The following is an 18,900-nucleotide window of genomic DNA, read 5'->3' on the forward strand; positions in this document are numbered from 1 at the left end:
CTCAACACTTCCTATGAAATTGAAACTGAAAAACAGTACTCAAACAAACCCCAGATCCGGCCAAAAGTGTTCCTCACTTTTTTGAAAATGGGAAATAAATTTTCTGCCCTGCTCCCAATCTGCCTCAGAAATTCGATTTTTGATTTGCAAGATTATATATAATCTGACAGAATAATAGATTATCTGGGCTTGCCAGGACCTCCCGCACAGGGACCATAATGAGTGTATTCGTCTCCCGCCTGAGTCTCTGAATCAATTAACACAAAGAAGATCTGCCATGTTAGCGCGTACATGTCTGCTCTGTCTGATTCCTCTGGTATTGGTATCACCCCTCGGTGCTGCGGAAGCGCCGCCCGAAGCGAAACAAAAGGTCGATTTTGAGAAACAGGTTTTCCCCCTGTTGCAGTCGAAGTGCTTCGATTGTCACAACGCCGACACCCAGGAAAGCAAGTTCCGTCTCGACCGCAAAGCAGGCCTGCTCCGAGGGGGCGATTCGGGTGAACCAGCTATCATTCCCGGCCAGAGCGCGAAGAGTCACCTGCTCAAACTGGTACGGGGAGAAGAGGCCGGCCTGCTGATGCCCCCCGACGAATCCGAACGACTCACCGCAGAACAGATCCAGCTCCTGGCGGACTGGATCGATCAGGGAGCACCGTGGCCCGGACCAGACGGCGTCGTCAAACAGGAAAAACGGACGACCGATCACTGGTCCTTTCAGCCTCTGGCCAAAGTCACGCCCCCGGATACCAAAAACGCCTGGGTCCGTTCCGGCATCGACGCCTTCATTCTGGATCGTCTTCAGCAGAAACAGTTGACCCATAATCCCCGCGCCGATCGCAGAACACTCATCCGTCGGCTCTACCTGGACCTCCTCGGTCTCCCGCCAACGCCCGCTGAAGTCGAACGCTTCGTGAACGACGATAGCCCCGACGCCTGGGAGAAACTGGTCAACGCCACACTCAACAACCCCCACTACGGAGAACGCTGGGCCCGCTACTGGCTCGATCTCGTCCGCTTCGCCGAAACGCATGGCTTCGAAACCAACCGCGAACGACCGCATGCCTGGCCTTACCGCGACTATGTCATTCAATCACTCAACGCAGACAAGCCCTACAACCAGTTCATCAAAGAACAGATTGCCGGCGACATTTTGGGTGACCCGACCGGCACCGCTTATCTCGTCGCGGGCCCCTACGATCAGGTCAAAAGCCCCGACATCAACCTGACCCTCATGCAGCGTCAGAACGAACTCGACGACATGATCAATACCACGGGAACCGCTTTCCTGGGCCTCACCCTGGGGTGTGCCCGCTGTCACAATCATAAGTTCGATCCTGTGACCCAGGCCGACTACTATTCGATGCAGGCCATCTTCGCCGGCGTCAGGCACGGCGACCGCAGTCTGCCGATACCCGCATCACAACAGAAGGAAATCCGCCAGAAACAGACGCGTATCGCGAAGCTCAAATCCGAACTGGAACCCTATCGCCGCCGAACCGAGTCCCACCGCTTCGTTTCCATCGACGATCAACTTTCGCCGGAAAACACGTCTCCTCGTCTCGAAGTCCTGCAGACGCGTGCCGGTTTCGGCGCCAATCCCGCAGGCACCGATCCAGGCGCAAAGGACGATCCCGGCAGCCCCACTCGCTCGCCCAACCTGAGTGGCGGTAAATACAGCTGGTGGAAAAACGAGCCGGGCAAACCCCTGGTCGCCTGGAAGCCCGGGCAAACCGGCGACTATCGCCTCTGGCTCTCCTGGGGCTGTGGATACGAGTCGCACAGCACCGATGTCCGATATGTTCTGGACCGCGATGGAAACCCGCAGACCACAGATGACTGGCAGGAAGTCGCCCAGGTCGATCAGCAACGCTTTGCCGATGGAACGAAACCAGCCCGTAGAGCAGCCCTCTGGAGTGGTTTCCACGATGCAGGGATCGTCACGCTCGAACCGCAGAATGCACTGCTCCTGGTGGGCGGCAAACACGGCACCGCTGTGACCGCGGACCTCATCCTCTGGGAGTCAGTGACTCTCTCCCCCTCCGATCAGAGCCTGCCCAAACCAGCCTTCCGGAAACCGGTGCAACCGACCCACAATGTGGAACGCATCAGCCCTGTCGAAACCCGCTTCGTACGTTTTACGGTTCACGCCACTAACAGCAGTGCTCCCTGTCTGGATGAACTGGAAATCTTCTCCGGCGGGCAGAACGTCGCCCTCGCTTCCGCAGGCGCAAAAGCCACCTGTTCCAGTGCGTTGCCCGGATATCCGATTCACAAGCTGGAACACATCAACGACGGCAAATACGGCAACAGCCGCAGCTGGATTTCCCACGAGAACGGCGGCGGCTGGATTCAAATTGAACTCCCGCAGACCACAACCATCGATCGCATCGAATGGGGCCGTGATCGCGAAGGCAGATACAGCGACCGCGTCCCCGTCGACTATGTCATCGAGGTCTCAGAGACCGGCACTGACTGGCAGACGATCGCCGGCTCCAGTGACCGACTTCCCCTCACGCTGCCTGCAGATACACTCCAGGCCGCCAGCACCACCTACCATTTCGACCACCTGCCCGCCAAAGAAGCTCAGGCTGGGAAACAGCTACTCGCTGAACTGAAGCAACAACAGGGCGACCTCAAACGCCTGCAGAAATCAGACATCGTCTATGCAGGTAAATTCATGCCACCTGGACCGACCCACCGCCTCTATCGAGGCGAACCCCTGGCCAAACGGGAACAGGTTCCGCCCAATGCCCCCGAGATCTTTACCGATCTGAAACTGAGTACCACTGCTCCCGAAAACGAACGCCGCAAACGGCTGGCCGAGTGGATCGCTTCTCCAGAGAATCCACTGACCGCCCGCGTCATCGTGAACCGCCTCTGGCAGTTCCACTTCGGTAAGGGACTGGTGACAACACCCAGCGACTTCGGAGCCGGCGGCGTACCACCCACGCACCCCGAACTGCTCGACTGGCTCGCGCAGGAACTGATCGCACATGACTGGTCCCTCAAACACATTCATCGCCTGATTCTTAACTCCGCCACGTATCAGCAGTCAGGGCAACCCAATCCCCGGGCACTCAAAGTTGATGCCGCCTCCCAGCTCTGGTGGCGTTTCCCGCCACGCCGTCTTGAAGCCGAACCGATCCGCGATTCGATCCTCGCGGTGACCGGCGTATTGGATCTGAAAATGGGCGGACCCGGTTTCAGTGCTTTCGAAGTCGAAGCAGAGAACGTGCGGCACTATCACCCCAAGAAAAACTACGGTCCCGCTGACTGGCGCCGCATGATCTACATGACCAAAGTCCGTATGGAACAGGATTCCGTCTTCGGTCTGTTCGACTGTCCCGACGCCGCCACCTCCGTCGCCAAACGCAGTCGCTCCACAACGCCGCTGCAGGCTTTGAATCTGTTCAACAGCCGGTTCCTGCTGCAACAGGCCGACCTGTTCGCCCAGCGTCTGGAACGCGAACATCCCGGCGATCAACGGGCCCAGGTTAAACGGGCTTTCGAACTCTGTTATTCGCGTCCCCCTACCGAGTCCGAACTGAGCGACTCCGTCCAGTTCATCCAGGCGGAAAAACTGCCCGCCTTCTGTCGGGCTCTGCTCAACAGTAACGAGCTTCTGTTTATTCAATAGGTCAACTTCACCAGGCATTGAGAGTCACACATGAGCGCTCCTCAAAACCCGTTTCCCGCGAATCGTCATCTGCTTAACCGCAGAAACTTCCTCGGTCAGACAGTCAGCGGTTTGAGCAGTATCGCCTTCTCCGCGATGCTCGCCGAACAGCATCTGCTTGCCGCGGAGAAGGAACCCCGGTTGACCGTGGGTGGCAAAGCACCCATCCGGCCCGAAATCGATCCCGGTAAACCCTTCGCCCCCCGCGATGCCCACTTCCCGGCGGCAGCGAAAAATGTCATCGTCATTTTCTGCTCCGGCGCCTGCAGTCATCTGGACACCTTCGACTACAAACCGTCGCTCGTCAAAATGCATGGCAAGCCGATGCCTGGCGGCGACAAACTCGTCACCTTCCAGGGGCAGCAGGGGAATCTCACTCAGAGTCCGTGGAAGTTCAAACCGCGGGGCGAATCGGGCAAGATGATTTCCGACCTGGTGCCCCACCTCGGGGAACTGGCCGACGACATCTGCTTCCTGCATTCCATCAAAGGCAAGACCAACACACACGGCCCGGGCGAAAACTACATGTCGACTGGCTTCACCCTCGACGGTTTCCCCAGTATGGGCGCCTGGACCAGCTACGCTCTGGGGAGCGAAAATCAGGACCTCCCGTCCTACGTCGCGATTCCCGATCCCCGCGGCACGCCGCAGGCTTCCGTCAATAACTGGGGGCCCGGATTCCTCCCCGCGGCTTTCCAGGGAACCGATTTCAACGCCGCCCAGCCCATTCGTAACCTCGATCGCCCCGTGTCTATCGATGCAAAAACCGATCGCGCCACCCGCAGTTTTCTGCAAAGGCTCAATGAACAACATCTGGCCCGTTTCCCCGGCGATTCCGAACTCGCGGCCCGCATCTCCAGCTACGAACTGGCTGCCCGCATGCAGCTCAGTGTCCCCGAGATCAGCGATCTCTCGCAGGAATCAGACAGCATACTGCACATGTACGGCATCGATGACAGCGAAAACCAGCTCAAAGCGGCTTATGCGAAAAACTGTCTCCTCGCCCGCCGCTTAATTGAGAAAGGCGTCCGCTTCGTTCAGCTCTTCAACGGTGCCTACCAGACAGGCGGGGAAGGGGTCAGCAACTGGGACGGACACAAAAAGATCAAGGATCAGTACAGCATCCACGGTCCGGTCCTCGACCAGCCCACCGCAGCCCTCATCAAAGACCTCAAACAGCGCGGCCTGCTCGAAGACACGCTGGTCGTCTGGTGTACCGAATTCGGTCGCATGCCCACCTTCCAGAAAGGGGCCAGCGGTCGCGACCACAATCCCGAAGGCTTCACCTGCTGGCTCGCCGGTGCCGGCGTCAAAGCCCCCTTTACCTACGGAGCCACGGACGAGTTCGGCTACAAGGCCGTCGACAATGTCGTCACCGTCCACGACTTCCACGCGACGATTCTCCACCTGCTCGGACTGGATCACGAACGCCTGACCTTCTATCACAACGGCCTCGAACGCCGACTCACCGATGTAGAAGGGACCGTCGTGAAAGAGATCCTGGCCTGAAAAGTGTGAGTGAGTTGAGTTACACGACCGAAAAGTAAATTTAATTTCAAAGAGTAAAAGTGAATGGCTGCAGTTGTTTCAAAAGAGTTAATGCACGGATCCCGTCGCCAGACCCTGGTTCAGCAGGTCCTGCTCAAGTTTTTTCAGGGTGAATACCAGCCCAACCAGCGGATGACCGTCCAGTCCCTCGCCCGCGAATGGAACGTCAGTGCCACCCCGGTGCGCGAGGCACTCGTCGAACTGGAAGGCATCGGCATCGTCGATATCTATCCCAACCGGGGCGCCGTCCTGCGGAACTTCGGTGCCAGGGAACTTCGCGAAATCTGTCAGGTCCGCCGCATCCTCGAAAGTGAAGCCGCCCGCTGTGCCTGCGGCCACATCACACCCCACGAACTCGCCCAGCTGGAACAGATCTTCACCGAGCTTTCTACTGCCAAGCGGACCGTGGTCTGGTCGGAAAAGACCCAGGAATGGGACGACTACCTGCATGAACTCATTTACCGCGCCTGCGACAGCGAACGGCTGGTGCTCGAAATCAGCCGCTACAAAGCCCTGCATCGCACACTCAGACAGGTCCGTCACAACAAACGGCAGAACGTCAAAGACTACGACCGCATGGAAGAAAACGCAGAGCACCTGCGCATCGTCCAGGCCCTCGCCTCCGGAGATCCGGAAGCAGCCGCCCAGGCAATGAACGATCATCTCGCCCAGACCCCCATCGGCCTGGTGCGCGATCTGTTCGAACAAGAGGCATAAAGGGTGGGAAACCCTGTTCCAACCCATTTATCAGGCGAAAAGGGGCTCCATTTGGTGTTCGCGGGAATTTCATTAAAGATCTGCCCGCTGAATGCTGATCTAGTCTTAAATATTCGTGTCATTTCCGTTGGAATCCTTCCAACCGATTCAGCCGGCCTATTTTATGAAGAGAATAGTGAGAACCATTGACGGCTTCTCCGTGTCTCTCTAAACTGTGCCACTAACAAGTCACGGGGCGTAGCTCAGCTTGGCTAGAGCGCTTGCTTTGGGAGCAAGAGGTCGCACGTTCGAATCGTGTCGCCCCGACTTTTAAACCCCCTCTGGTAATGGACTTACGAGATTCTGTCTCGCACACTGCCATCAGAAACCGGGACAAAAAAAATCGCGATTCACTCGCGATTTTTTTATGCGCGGTGCCTGACGCAGGCCGCAGCTGGTCATAATATCATCTCCAGGTGTTAGTATCACATGCTCAGTTTCTGGGACACCTGGCTTTTACCTGAATTTTCTTGCGTGATTCAGTTCTCAACAGACTTTCGGGAGAATGACTTTCATGGGCGTCTATTATTACTACGTCAACGAAACCAGATCTCAATATTTCTGTATCGATCCATCGGGACGAGACATCAAGCAATATGCGGTGGGGCATAATATTGGTTCCCGGGCATTCAGCTATCTGCTACTCGACAAAAACGAATACGCAACCGGCGTGAAAGACCATCCGCTGGTAGGCAGTTGGATGGGCGATCGCTGCTATATTACCGGAGATGATTACTGCACCAGCTTCGCAGGAATTCAGACCGAGTATGAGGATATTGGCCAGCAGGTTATCGAGTTAATGGTCCACAACGATCCCTGGGAACTGCTGCAGTATGGAGGCGTCGACTGGCTACTGGATCTCATCCAGCAAAGCGGGCAATTCGTCACGATTACCAACGAAATGCGCAAGCGGATGTCCCATGTATTCCGCTGCGCCCGCCAAGAGTCACCAAGTGAAGATCTGGACCGAATCTGTGAAGCATTGAAACGCTGAATGGGCTTAAAAAAGGACGGCTTGATTTTCGAGACTTTCGTGATTTATCATTTCGGCAAATCGTGGCAGTTTTTGAAACCACACAAAAAGATTGCTAACCTGAACCAGGCAGGCCACTCTTCCCCGTCAGAAGCCAAAGGAACTCTCATGAGTTTTGATATTTTCTTCCAGACGTCTCGCCTCAGTGATCAGACCGAGGAAGCCGTGAATCCTTTTACTGGCGAAGTCATGCAGAAGCCGGTGGGGGAGTCCCTTTCACCGGCCGACCGTGATGCGTTACGCGAATTGCTGACGTCTCATGGAGCGACCTTGCCACTGGACTCCAACTGTTACCAGTTTAATTTCTCCGATGGTTCCGGATTTGAACTTTTCATGGATCACCTGGACTCCGATGCAGATGTCTCGGGAGGCATGGCTGCCTTGCGTGGACTGAGCACGGAAATTCTCAACGTGCTTTATGCTCTAGCCGAGGCGGGAAACATGGTAATGCTCCCCGCGATGGAAGAGACGCGCCCGCTGGTCACCTCGCGCGAAGTGGCAGATCGGGTTGCTTCCCGCTGGCCTGATGTGCTTGTTCTTACATCTGCTGAAGACCTGGGCGCCTTTTTGCAGCAAGGTTTCGCAGGCTGGAAAGCGTACCGGGATCGTGTCACAGGTGAAGACTGAGAGACATCCATTCGAATTCACTCAGTCGACTTGAACCGGGTAGGGCACCGGGTCGATGTAAGGCTTATTCTGTCGCTCCGGATCCGTCAGACGGGAATTCAACTCAAACACCCGTTTCTTCTTTTCCGGGTTTTTGATCCAGTCAATATCCTGGGTCAGTTCAATCAGTTCGCGTGTCACCGGCCCCATTCCCCGAATGTTCTTATTCGCCGGTATGAGTGTGACCCCTTCTGCATCGACAAAAATCAGGTGATTTAACAACAGCAGCAGCCCCGTCAGGAACGCGAATAAAAACACACATAATCCTGATGGTCCGTGTAAAATCGACCCTGACAAACGTAACAAACGCGAAAGCATAGCGCACCCTCTTTCAGAATTGGCAGGACCTGCCAAAACTGTTCGTAAAGTTTAGGAAGAAATGTATTGTGCCTGTTTTTTAGAGCTTTTGTTCTCGTTGTGAATCACATCGAACGTGTTGGGGTGAAGGGTGCCAGACACGGAGAAGACCATGTCTGAGATTAGTATGTGAATTTGTGTATTAGTGGTCAACCTGATTATTCGTTTAATCCCATTAATTATTAATAATGTTTAATATTGAGGTCTGCTGCCAAATTTGATTTGAATCCGCACGATTCCCGTTATCTTTCAGAGACATGCTATGATCGCTGGTGTTCAATCAGTAAGCCGCTTACTTTTGCCAGGTAGATGTTGTTTCCGTCGAAAGAGAAGAGCATGAAAGTCTTACGATCCTCTCTGTGGTTGCTTTATTCAGGGCTCCTGTTTTCACTGATCTCTGTCACGCAGGCGGCACAGTACGATCCCCTAAAAACTGAGTCGGGCAAATCCGCGGCTCCCATTGATCTCACCATGCAGGATCAAAGTCGAAATCGCGATATTCCCCTGCGGGTTTATTTCCCCCGGAAGAAACAGCCGGCTCCCGTTCTGTTATTCAGTCACGGTCTGGGAGGCGCCCGTACCGGCTCACAATATCTGGGAGAGCACTGGTCGGCCCGCGGCTATGTCGTGGTCTACCTGCAGCACGCCGGCAGTGATGAAGCGGTCTGGAAAGACGTCCCCGCATTGCAGCGGCTGCGGGCACTCAAGTCCGCGACCACTCTGCAGAATACCGTCGACCGTTACCAGGATGTGAGTGCCGTCCTCGATCAGCTCGCCCGCTGGAATGGTGATTCACAACATCAGTTTCATCAGCGAATGGACCTCAACCGCGTCGGCATGTCGGGCCACTCTTATGGAGCAGTGACCACGCAGGGCGTCAGCGGTCAGTCCTGGCGGCTGTTGGGAAAACGTTATACCGATCCCCGCATCAAAGCCGCTGTCATGTTCAGCCCCAGCATTCACGGTCGGGCGGAACCTGCAGACTCCTTCGGACAGGTTTCGATACCCTGGATGTTACTCACTGGCACCAAAGATACCTCACCCATTAACGACACTACCGTCGCCGACCGCCGCGAAGTCTATCAGGGCCTGCCGGACAGCATCGACAAATACGAACTCGTCCTGTTCGACGCGCAACACTCCGCGTTTTCAGACGGACGACAGCGCCGCGGTCTGGCGCGCCGGAATCCCAACCACCACAAATCGATTCTCGCCGTCACCACTGCTTTCTGGGATACCTACCTCCTCGACAGCAAACAGGCTCGCCAGTGGCTGCAGGGCAAAGCCTGTCGCGAGCAACTCGATCCCGAGGACGAATGGCAGTTAGAGGTATCGAAAAACCAGATCCGGTAAAATTAATGGGTCTGGTTTACTGATCATTCGACTGTTTTTTCGTTTTCCGTTTAAACGGATCCAGCAGAACACCTTTACCGTGCTTAAATCTGTTTTTGGGGTCGGACAACACTTTGGTCCAGAGCTTGAATAGTTTTTCTCGGTCTGCCTCGTCATAGCGTATTTCACCGGAGGCCTGCAGTTCTGCCGTCAGTCCGTACCAGGCGGAGAGTGAGTGCTTGATCTCACCCTCTGCGGCAGGTGGTCCCCAGTACTCGATCAGCAGCAGATGACAGATTGCAGTCCGGTCTTTATGTTTCAGATTCTTCAGCAGCCAGTTTTTATCTTCCGGGGAAATGTTTTTCGCAAACCGCGTCGCCCGCCGGGAAATGCGTGGATAGAACCCAAAGAAATTGCCTTCCCATTCCACGTCCGAATTATCCAGCTGGGGCTCGGTGATCTTCAGCTCAAGTTCAGATTTCTTCTCCGCATCTGCCATTACAGCAGCGTTGTCTACCAGCAGGATCATCAGCATCGTTAAGAACACAGAACGGAAATGAATCATGAGGAGCCCGTTGAATAGGAGAATCTGGGTTTGAAACTGAGAGTTCCCGTTTGAGCACTTAAGGGAAAGGTACATTTATCATACCGGGTCAAGCTGCAGATCCTAAGAGAATTCTTCTCGATTCCCGGGCAACTCTTCTTTGAGAATGAGCAGACACAGGGGATGTCCACAGCTATAATAAAGGCTATTCTCAAACACCTGTGAACGTTCTTCAGAGTCCTCACTAATGGAGATTCCCGTGCTCAAGCCAATTTCCACCGCGCGTCGCCCCTTTGTTTGTTTAACACTGGTCTTCAGTCTGTTGACCCTGATCTCTTTGACGTCTCTCACTCACGCAGCTGAACCCGCATCACCACAATGGCAGTTCTCAGAGGAACTGCTCGAACCGGTCTGGAAAGGCGATACCGTTCGCGGCGAATCGGTGCTGTTTATTCGTGATTTGAGAACGGGTCAAACCAAAGCTTCGCTACTGTTCCCAGCACAGAAAGTGCTCAAGATTACGAACAGCGCGGGAGACATTACTTACGAAGAAGGTCGCGACTACCATTGGAAACCCGGTTCGCGCGAAATCACACTCCCCGAAAACACACGGATCGTCTGGAAGTTTCCTACCCAGATGCGGCGCCCTGCGAACTCACAACGGCATAAGCTGACGCACCGCGATGGCCACGGCGAAATCTTCTTCGGCGGACAACTCGAATACCACGACCTGCAGACCTGCATCACTTATACCCACGCACCCGTCGACTGGAGTAAGATCGCACCGGTCTTTAATACTAAAGCGCTGCCCCGTACGATCAAGAAACTGCAGAAACACGACACGACCTCCATCGTCCTGCTGGGCGACAGCATCTCCACCGGCTGCAATGCCTCGGGCTGGGCCGGGGGAGCTCCCTTCCAGCCGGCATTCTTTGGACTGCTTCAGGAGAATCTGCAGCACCACTATCAGAACCGGATCGCATTGACCAATTTGTCCGTCGGCGGCAAAGACACAAAGTGGGGGCTGACACAAGTTGACGAAGTCGTCAAAGCCGACCCCGACCTGGTCATCATCGCTTTTGGGATGAATGACTCAGCCGGTCGTTCCGCGGAAGAATTTAAAGCCAACACCAAAGCGCTGATCGAACAGATTCAGAAAAAACAGCCCCGGGCAGAATTCATTCTGGTGGCACCCATGCTGGGGAACCGGGACTGGATCCGACTCAAACACGAACTGTTTCCCCAGTATCGCGACGCATTGGCGGAACTTACAAAAAGGGGAGTCGCTCTGGCCGACATGACCTCCCTCTGGACCGAGTTCTTCAAACACAAACAGGACTGGGACCTGACCGGTAACGGCGTGAATCATCCCAACGATTTCGGGCACCGCGTCTATGCCCAGGTACTCTCAACGCTGCTCATTCCCGACGACGAAACCAATGCCGCCTCAGAGACCAGTCTGCCCCCCGAAGTCTTCTCCCTCTGGGACGGCAAGGCCCCGGTTGGTGCTGAACAGTTCGAAGAGGCAGACGTGAAACTCACGCTGCATCGCCCCGTAAAACCGAACGGTGCTGCCATTGTCATCTGTCCCGGCGGCGGATATCAGCGCGTCGTCACCGGCGGAGAAGGGCACGGCATCGCTGCCTGGCTCAACAGGCATGGCGTGACGGGGATCGTCCTCGAGTATCGCATGCCCGACGGTCGCTCCTTTGTGCCACTGATGGATGCCCAGCGGGCGATTCGCATGGCTCGCGCGCATGCGAAAGACTGGGGCATCGATCCTGCGAAGGTCGGCATTATGGGCTTCTCCGCAGGTGGTCACCTCGCCTCCACTGCCGCCACACACTTTGATGCCGGCGATTCCCAGGCTCAGGATCCGATCAACCGACAAAGCTCCCGTCCCGACTTCGCGATTCTCGTCTATCCCGTCGTCACCATGGGAGAAACCACACATGGCGGCTCGAAAAACAACCTGCTCGGTCCCGAACCCACAGCTGAGATGATCGAACTCTTCTCGAATGAAAAACAGGTTACCGACCAGACACCGCCAATCTTTCTGGCCCACGCGGTCGACGACAAACCGGTGCCCATCAAAAACAGCCAGGCACTGTATGCAGCCCTGCAGGAAAAACAGATTCCATCCAAACTGCTCGAACTCCCCGATGGCGGACACGGCCTCAACGGCTACAAAGGTCCCTCCTGGGATGCCTGGCAGAAACAGTCCCTGGAATGGCTCGCAGAACTGAAATTCATTCCGCAACAGTGACGAACGGCGTGGGTAGTTTGCTCAGCAGGCGATCCGACTGCAATCCCAGTGAAAGATTCATAGTATGACTACCCTCGTTGTCGGCGCTACCGGTGCCACCGGACGGCTGCTCGTGGAGCAGTTACTCAAACGGAACGAACCCGTGAAAGCACTCGTGCGCCGGACCGGTATGTTCAATAAGTTCATCACCACACATCCCGACTTCACCGAAATCCAGGCCAGCGTGCTTGACTTGAGTCCCGATGAACTGGCGCGTCATGTCGCAGACTGTACCGCGCTCGCTTCCTGCCTGGGGCATAACATGACCTTCAAAGGAATCTTCGGCAAACCGAGGCTGCTCGTCACCGATACAATCCGCAGGCTGTGCGCAGCAGTTCCTGACACAGGTACCACGCAGCCTGTCCGCGTGGTGCTCATGAATACCGCGGGCAACAGTAACCGCGATCTCGTGGAGCCGGTCTCGTTCGCCCAGCGCTGCGTGGTGAGTCTCATCCGCACTCTGGTCCCTCCGCATCGGGATAACGAACAGGCCGCCGACTACCTGCGCACGCAGATCGGTCAGAACCATGATCGTATTCAGTGGTCCGCCGTCCGCCCCGATTCCCTGATCAATCTGGATGAAGTCACTGCGTATGACCTTTTCCCTTCACCAACGCGCAGTGCAATCTTCAACCCCGGCAAGACCAGCCGTATCAACGTAGCGCATTTTATGGCAGAACTGGTGACCCACGACGAAACCTGGCAACAGTGGCAGGGGCAGATGCCTGTGATCTATAACCAGTGAGATAGACTCGGGTTAGATGCTTTACATTCCGTAACCCGAGGAACGCATCTCACACTTGGAAAAATGTATTCGCTAAAAAATTAGCTTTTCGTATTGACGCCGCTTTACAGAAACGCTAAAAAATTAGCGTAACAATTGCTGCCATGCACAGGGAACAGCCCATGTCACAACAGGCCCAACTCAGTCGGCGGGAACGCCAGATCATGGATTCGCTTTATTCGCGCGGGGAAGCGACCGTGCTGGAGATCCAGAGTGATCTGCCCAGTCCGCCCACCCCCACTGCAATTCGCACCATGCTCCGCATCCTGATGGACAAGTCGCTGATCCAGCGGCACAAGCAGGGCCGTGAATTTGTTTACGCCCCCACGTCTCCCCGACGTCCGGAAGGCACCAAAGCCCTCAAACATGTCGTTCAGACTTTCTTTGATGGTTCCTTTAAGCAGGCCCTGGCAGCACAGCTCGCCAGTGATGACGAAGCCCTCTCGGACGACGAATTACGCGAAATGGTCAAACTGATTAAAGCAGCTCGAGAAAAAGGAAACTAAGCGATGCAAACGATTCTGCAATACATTCCGTTCATCGGGCAGCCTGATTTCCTGCTGGACCTGATTATCAAGTCGACTGTTATCTTGCTCGTCGCACTGGTCGCCACTCGACTGTTGCGACAGGCCAGTGCAGCCGTTCGTCACACTGTCTGGAGCGGCGCCCTGCTGGCGGTGCTCGCCTTAATCTTCGTCAACGGAAGTATGCCCAAGCTGACGCGACCAACTCTCGCGACTCAGGAAACAGCAGCGTCCTTCTCCACACCCGTGACCAGCAACACACAACAGACAATACCCGGATCATTACCCGAAGTCACAGCACAGCCTGCCGACTATATGACGCTTCCAGCGGCCGGTAATACACAACTTCAGAACGCACAAGACAGCGCAGCATCCCTCCCGCGTGTCGGCATTCACTGGAATGCCATCTGGCTGACGGGAGTTCTGGTGATGCTGGTTCGACTGGCGCTGCTGCAGTTTCGTCTCCACGCTTTCAGCAGACAATGTAACATCATCACAGAGGGGCCGCTCTTCGATCTGCTGCAACAATGTCGCGGTGAACTGAACTGCTCTCAGCCGGTCACTCTGTTTAAGACCGATCAACGTTCGCTCCCCATGACGTGGGGTGTAAGGCGTCCATCGATTCTGTTGCCCCGCGAAGCTCAGAACTGGACGGAACAGGAAGTCCGCTGTGCCCTGCTGCACGAACTGGCACACGTGGCCCGACGCGACTGTCTCTGGCAGCTGCTCGTGCAACTGACACATGCCTGCTACTGGTTTCATCCCCTGGTCTGGTTCGCCTCGCGGAAACTCTATCTCGAACGCGAACATGCCTGCGATGACATCGTCCTGCAGCACGGCACCCGGGCGTCTGACTATGCAGATCAACTGCTGCAGGTGGTCTCCGCGTTTCGATCCAGTCGCAGCTTGAAACTGACAACCGCCTCGCTGGCCGCAGAGAGTGGGTTTTCCCGCCGCCTGAAGTCCATTCTGCAGGAGACCCGGGACCGACGTCCGGTCAGCTTCCGCACGCGGCTGGCACTCAGCTTCACCTTTGTCGCGCTGACGGGTCTACTGGCTGGCTTTCCGATTGTCTTCACCGCTTCCGTCCAGGCGCAAAACTCCAGTCCGCAACCGCCACAGGTCGAGTCGCGTGCGGAATCGCTGGTGCCTCCCATGCAGACAGAGGCGAAAACTACTGCTCCCGAGAAATCCGTTCCGGGCGGGCCAGCGGATGTCCTTCCGAAGGTCCCTGTCCAACAACAGTCCCCGGCGAAGGTCAGCATTCAGGAAGCACTTCCTGAGCCTCCCGGCAAGGTCATGCTCAGAAACGGAAAACAGGAACCCCGGGTGTTCGAAGAGAACCGTCCCGCGGTCCGTTCACTGAATATCGTCTTCGCCCACGATCCGGGAATCGGAAACTACGATGGCGTCGTGGGGCGTCCACAGGATATCTGGAACATGGTTGACCTCGGCACAACCGCGGTTGACTACACACGGTACAGCGATGCCACACCCAGTACCGTTCGCCTGCGTGTCACCCGGCACGATGGTGAGTGGGGCATCAAGGGCCAGTCCGGCATCTTTCAGGGCTACATCTATCACAACTGCCGCTGTGTCGATCTGCAGACCAGGGTACTCGATCTGCCGGGCGGGAAATACAAAATCTATGTCTTCGCGCACGGCGATGCACCAAACCAGAACGCGAAAATCGAACTCAAAGTCGGTGATCGCGTCATCGGTCAGAAAGCAACCGCCAGTGACGGCACCTGGAACTATCGCAATCAGCCGTACCGTGAAGGCGTGCAGTACGTCAGCTTCGATTTTGACATCAAGACGGGCCAGGAACTGACCCTGACCAGTTTCCGTGCGGACAGCGATTATTCCATGTTCAACGCGATTCAGATTGTACCGCAGACCAATTTACCGCCCGCTCCTCAGGCCCGGTAAGCTGTTGGCAGATTACGGTTTATCGAAAGCTGCAATTAGCCATGGTTGATTTTTCTGGAAACCCGGACAGGGACTGCCTAAAATAGAAGGACGCCAACTCAATCGTACAAATGTAATTCATACGCGAATTCTGTTTGCTGCAGAGAGGGAGGTCCTGTCATGTCGAAACTCACAGTCAAACGTGAACCCGGTTGTGCCGACAAGATGCGCAAGTTTTCAATTCTGGTGGACGGCGTTTCTATCGGCTCCATCGCGGAGGGTGAAACACTTCACTCTGAAATCAATCCACAGAAACATCGGATCGAAGCCCGCGTCGATCTGTGCGGCAGTCGCACCCTCGAAATCGATGGCACCCACGATCAATGTCTGACGGTCCGCAGCGGACTCCCCAGCTGGCACGGCGCCCACAGCCTCTACAAAGTCTTCATCGACCGCAAAGGCTATCTCGAACTGGAAGTGAATAACGAGAACTGACGCGGGACGGAAGTAGATTAAAGTCTGATGGCTTATTTCACTCGTTCCAGAACACAGGAACATACTTGACCTCCTGCGCATTGTAAGCGGCGACAACACCACTGTGTGCTTTTCCGCTCACACGGATCGACTGAATGGCATATTGATAGTCTGGTCCCAGTTTCTGTCGCGCCAGTTCCACAGCTTTGGTTCCTGCAGAACCTTTAAGCAGGACATTGAACAGCACGCCTACGAGTACAACCAATAGAAAACCTGCCAGAAACGCGGACTGCGGTCTGCCGGTACGACGACCACTTTCCCGACGTGCTTCCAGTACCGGCATTGAACGCATCTGCCGATAAGTCCAGATCATCAAGCCAACCATCGTTGCATAATAGACTCCCAACAGGAGACACTGTCCGGGGTGCAGGCGAATCAGGCTGACCAGCAGTCCCACGGGTTGCAACAGGGGTGCCAGCAGCAGTCCGCCGGCAAACAGCATCAGCATGAACGCGGAGAACCAGGTGACCAGCGTAGTTGCTCCCAGGCTCCCTCGATATAAAAACAGACCCAGGATGACAGCAAAGAGATTGAAGCTGGATGAATAGTTCTGGCGCTGCATCAGGCAGTAGATCATCAACCCGATATCAAGCAGACCAAAGCCAATCCAGGCCAGCCCCACGCGTCTTAAGATGACACGATAATCCATCATACGGATGTAATCACTTTCCGCCAGGCTTCCCGTCGCGACCTTTAATCTGGTTTAACTGTTTCGACAGCGTTTGACTCTCGTCGGTTCGTTTCTCCGCCACATTCTGGTTTTCCAGTGGATCGGAACTGTGATCGTAGAGCATGCGTGACGTCCGTTTCCCTTTGGGGTTGGTGTATTCGGTATAACGCAGCGCATCAGTGCGAATCGTGTCCCCGTTGCGGAAGCGGCTCACAGCAGCCTCTTTCCATTTCGTATCCGGATTCCGCATCAGTTCGACAAAGCTCTGTCCCGCCAGATGTTCGGGTAGCGGAATTCCCGCCAGCGTGCAGAGGGAAGGATAGACGTCAATCGTTTCGATCAACGCCGACCGCCGCTGTCCACCCTGGATGCCCGGCGCCCGGACGAGCAGGGGAATCTGCAGCGAACTTTCGTAACAACTGTGTTTGCACCACAGTGTATGATCGCCCAGGTTCCAGCCATGATCGCCCCAGAGTACGACGATTGTATTGTCGCTCAGTTCCAGTCGATCGAGTTCCGCCAGCAGCTTACCGATCTGGGCGTCGGTGTAACTCACACAGGCATAGTAGCCGTGAATCAGGTTGCGGGCGGTCTCTTCGGACACGGGTCCCTTGCGGGGAATACCCGCGTAAGCCCGCAGCTCGCCCGAATTATGAATCGATTCCTCCGGTGCGTCCTGTGGAACTTTATAATTCTCGGGCAGCTGAATCTTATCGTGATCGTACAGGTCCCAGTATTTCTGCGGCGCGATAAAGGGGAGGTGTGGCTTGAAGAAACCGACGGCCAGGAAGAAGGGTTGCTCCTGCTTTTTCAACTGCTGCAGTTTCGAAATCGCCTGTTCGGCGAGCACGCCATCCGCGTAAGCGTTATCGGGGACGTCGGCTGATTCCCATGCGGGCCCCTTGGCCTTTCGTTTGCCCTGTTTCTGTCGCTCCTCGTGCCGTTTCTGATTTTCGGGCCGCTGATACCAGGCAACGCCTTTGGGACGCCAGGCCGGCTCCGACCAGCCCTGTGCACTGTCCTGGGGGTGATGGAAGATCTTCCCCATGGAAACCGTGTAATAGCCGTTCTGTTTGAACTGCGTGTTCATGGTTGTGATGCCCGGCGCATCGCGGTCGGCCCAGGTCAGAAAGTTGACGAACCGCTTACGGGCCGGGCGAATTCCGGTCATCAGACTCGCCCGCGAAGCCCCGCAGGTAGGGACCATGCAGTAGGTTCGCTCAAATAGCGTACTGCTTTCCGCCAGCTTGTCGATGTTCGGCGAATGAATGTGCTGCTTCCCATAACAGGCCAGTTCGGGCCGCAAATCGTCGACCGCAATAAACAGCACATTCGGCTTGTCTGCAGCGAAAGCAGGAACAGCGAAACAGAGTACAAACAGGAACAGCAGCGAGCGTCTTTTCATTTTGAATTCCTGAATCGAAAAACGGGATCAATGTTGTGGGGGACGGTGTGGACCGTCAATCTATTTATTTCTGCTGATTACTCAGTGTATCAGGTGCCAGTGGTAGTGTCTTCCATCTCCTCTAGACTCAAGTCATGAAGATCGAAATGGAATCGGTGGGATTATCACTCTACCGGTTGCCTCTCTGTTCGCACACACCAGCGATTGTAACTGTTTCGATTGGAGATCCGTCGATAGTATTCTGTCTGGGGGTACAACCCGGGTGCCACATCACTGATTCCAATCGACGCATGAAATTGGGTGTAATTGTAATCCTTGATTCTGTTAAGTGAATGCTGGGAAGCGAAACCCACCACAGTCAGCCCGAGCAATGCCCCCTTCTCAGCAGGCAGAATCTCGCCATGGAAGTTCCCGCCGGCGTAAATCTCAGTGTGAGGCGCGCCGGTTTTTAGAATCCCATCGAAGTCGGATTCAATCCAGACTTTCAGGGAGTCAATAGAATGAAGTCTGCCGGTGAAACGCCCTCCGATAAAAATGTGGCAGCTTCCATCCGCTCTGATTTCCGCCTGTGGTCCTGCATCACCGGTGATAATGATCTCCGAAATGCCTTTGACTTCAATAGTCGCATTCAGGTTCCCGTAGATATGGATCAGGCCCCCCTCATCTGCCTCCAGGTCCTCATTACAGTCCCCTTCAATGACCATCATAGGGACTCCTCTGAAACTGGTAGTGTCGTGGCGGCCTGGAGTTGTCTGAACCGAATGATCCTCCCGATTCTGGCGTTGCCAATGATCCAGGGATTGAGAGAAGAGCATATCCTTCATCACGCTTGCATGTGCAATGCGTATCAGGGTCTCG

The 18,900-nt window shown here is 55.3% G+C and carries 16 protein-coding genes and 1 tRNA gene; 12 read left to right on the plus strand and 5 right to left on the minus strand.

Annotated features, from left to right (window positions below; translation table 11 throughout):
* The first annotated feature begins 277 nt into the window (after positions 1-277).
* The 6 genes from F1728_RS17555 (at position 278) to F1728_RS17580 (ending at position 7,640) form a co-directional block, all read left to right on the plus strand.
* The gene (locus F1728_RS17555) at positions 278-3,637 is read left to right on the plus strand and encodes a DUF1553 domain-containing protein (RefSeq protein WP_228030218.1); all 3,360 of its coding nucleotides are present in this window, start codon (positions 278-280) and stop codon (positions 3,635-3,637) included.
* Positions 3,638-3,667: 30 nt separating this feature from the next.
* Positions 3,668-5,185 (plus strand): DUF1501 domain-containing protein, encoded by a 1,518-nt coding sequence (locus F1728_RS17560; protein ID WP_155365185.1) that lies wholly within the window; start codon positions 3,668-3,670, stop codon positions 5,183-5,185.
* 63 nt (positions 5,186-5,248) lie between these two features.
* On the plus strand, positions 5,249-5,941 hold the full coding sequence (locus F1728_RS17565; protein ID WP_155365186.1) for a GntR family transcriptional regulator: 693 nt from the start codon (positions 5,249-5,251) through the stop codon (positions 5,939-5,941).
* A gap of 231 nt (positions 5,942-6,172) precedes the next feature.
* Positions 6,173-6,247 (plus strand) — tRNA-Pro (locus F1728_RS17570).
* A 247-nt stretch (positions 6,248-6,494) separates the two neighbouring features.
* Complete coding sequence (locus tag F1728_RS17575) at positions 6,495-6,974, plus strand: hypothetical protein (RefSeq protein WP_155365187.1); 480 nt, start codon at positions 6,495-6,497, stop codon at positions 6,972-6,974.
* 147 nt (positions 6,975-7,121) lie between these two features.
* Entirely contained in the window at positions 7,122-7,640 is a 519-nt protein-coding gene (locus F1728_RS17580) for a hypothetical protein (RefSeq protein WP_155365188.1), read from the plus strand.
* Positions 7,641-7,661: 21 nt separating this feature from the next.
* On the opposite strand, the gene F1728_RS17585 is transcribed toward F1728_RS17580, so the two are convergent.
* Entirely contained in the window at positions 7,662-7,937 is a 276-nt protein-coding gene (locus F1728_RS17585) for a hypothetical protein (protein ID WP_155365189.1), read from the minus strand.
* A gap of 435 nt (positions 7,938-8,372) precedes the next feature.
* On the opposite strand from F1728_RS17585, the gene F1728_RS17590 reads away from it, so the two are divergent.
* Positions 8,373-9,389, plus strand: a complete 1,017-nt coding sequence (locus tag F1728_RS17590; RefSeq protein WP_155365190.1) for an alpha/beta hydrolase family protein — start codon at positions 8,373-8,375, stop codon at positions 9,387-9,389.
* A 16-nt stretch (positions 9,390-9,405) separates the two neighbouring features.
* Here F1728_RS17590 and F1728_RS17595 read toward each other — a convergent pair whose 3' ends face one another.
* A complete protein-coding gene (locus tag F1728_RS17595; protein ID WP_155365191.1) occupies positions 9,406-9,933 on the minus strand; it encodes a hypothetical protein in 528 nt (175 codons plus the stop codon).
* Positions 9,934-10,171: 238 nt separating this feature from the next.
* On the opposite strand from F1728_RS17595, the gene F1728_RS31705 reads away from it, so the two are divergent.
* The 5 genes from F1728_RS31705 (at position 10,172) to F1728_RS17620 (ending at position 15,928) form a co-directional block, all read left to right on the plus strand.
* Positions 10,172-12,178 carry a GDSL-type esterase/lipase family protein gene (locus tag F1728_RS31705; protein WP_228030219.1) on the plus strand — a complete coding sequence of 669 codons (2,007 nt, stop codon included), beginning with the start codon at positions 10,172-10,174 and terminating at the stop codon, positions 12,176-12,178.
* A gap of 64 nt (positions 12,179-12,242) precedes the next feature.
* A complete protein-coding gene (locus F1728_RS17605; protein WP_155365193.1) occupies positions 12,243-12,962 on the plus strand; it encodes an NAD(P)-dependent oxidoreductase in 720 nt (239 codons plus the stop codon).
* Between the two features lie 161 nt (positions 12,963-13,123).
* Positions 13,124-13,507, plus strand: coding sequence for a BlaI/MecI/CopY family transcriptional regulator (locus F1728_RS17610; RefSeq protein WP_187781871.1), 384 nt, complete (start codon positions 13,124-13,126; stop codon positions 13,505-13,507).
* 3 nt (positions 13,508-13,510) lie between these two features.
* On the plus strand, positions 13,511-15,454 hold the full coding sequence (locus tag F1728_RS17615) for a M56 family metallopeptidase (protein ID WP_155365194.1): 1,944 nt from the start codon (positions 13,511-13,513) through the stop codon (positions 15,452-15,454).
* 159 nt (positions 15,455-15,613) lie between these two features.
* Positions 15,614-15,928 (plus strand): hypothetical protein, encoded by a 315-nt coding sequence (locus tag F1728_RS17620; protein ID WP_145191953.1) that lies wholly within the window; start codon positions 15,614-15,616, stop codon positions 15,926-15,928.
* 37 nt (positions 15,929-15,965) lie between these two features.
* On the opposite strand, the gene F1728_RS17625 is transcribed toward F1728_RS17620, so the two are convergent.
* The 3 genes from F1728_RS17625 to F1728_RS17635 form a co-directional block, all read right to left on the minus strand.
* Positions 15,966-16,619, minus strand: coding sequence for a hypothetical protein (locus tag F1728_RS17625; RefSeq protein ID WP_155365195.1), 654 nt, complete (start codon positions 16,617-16,619; stop codon positions 15,966-15,968).
* A gap of 10 nt (positions 16,620-16,629) precedes the next feature.
* Positions 16,630-18,042, minus strand: coding sequence for a sulfatase (locus tag F1728_RS17630; protein WP_155365196.1), 1,413 nt, complete (start codon positions 18,040-18,042; stop codon positions 16,630-16,632).
* 164 nt (positions 18,043-18,206) lie between these two features.
* Entirely contained in the window at positions 18,207-18,749 is a 543-nt protein-coding gene (locus tag F1728_RS17635; protein ID WP_155365197.1) for a bactofilin family protein, read from the minus strand.
* Positions 18,750-18,900: the final 151 nt, after the last annotated feature.

This window comes from Gimesia benthica (assembly GCF_009720525.1).
GTDB classification, from domain to species: Bacteria; Planctomycetota; Planctomycetia; order Planctomycetales; family Planctomycetaceae; genus Gimesia; species Gimesia benthica.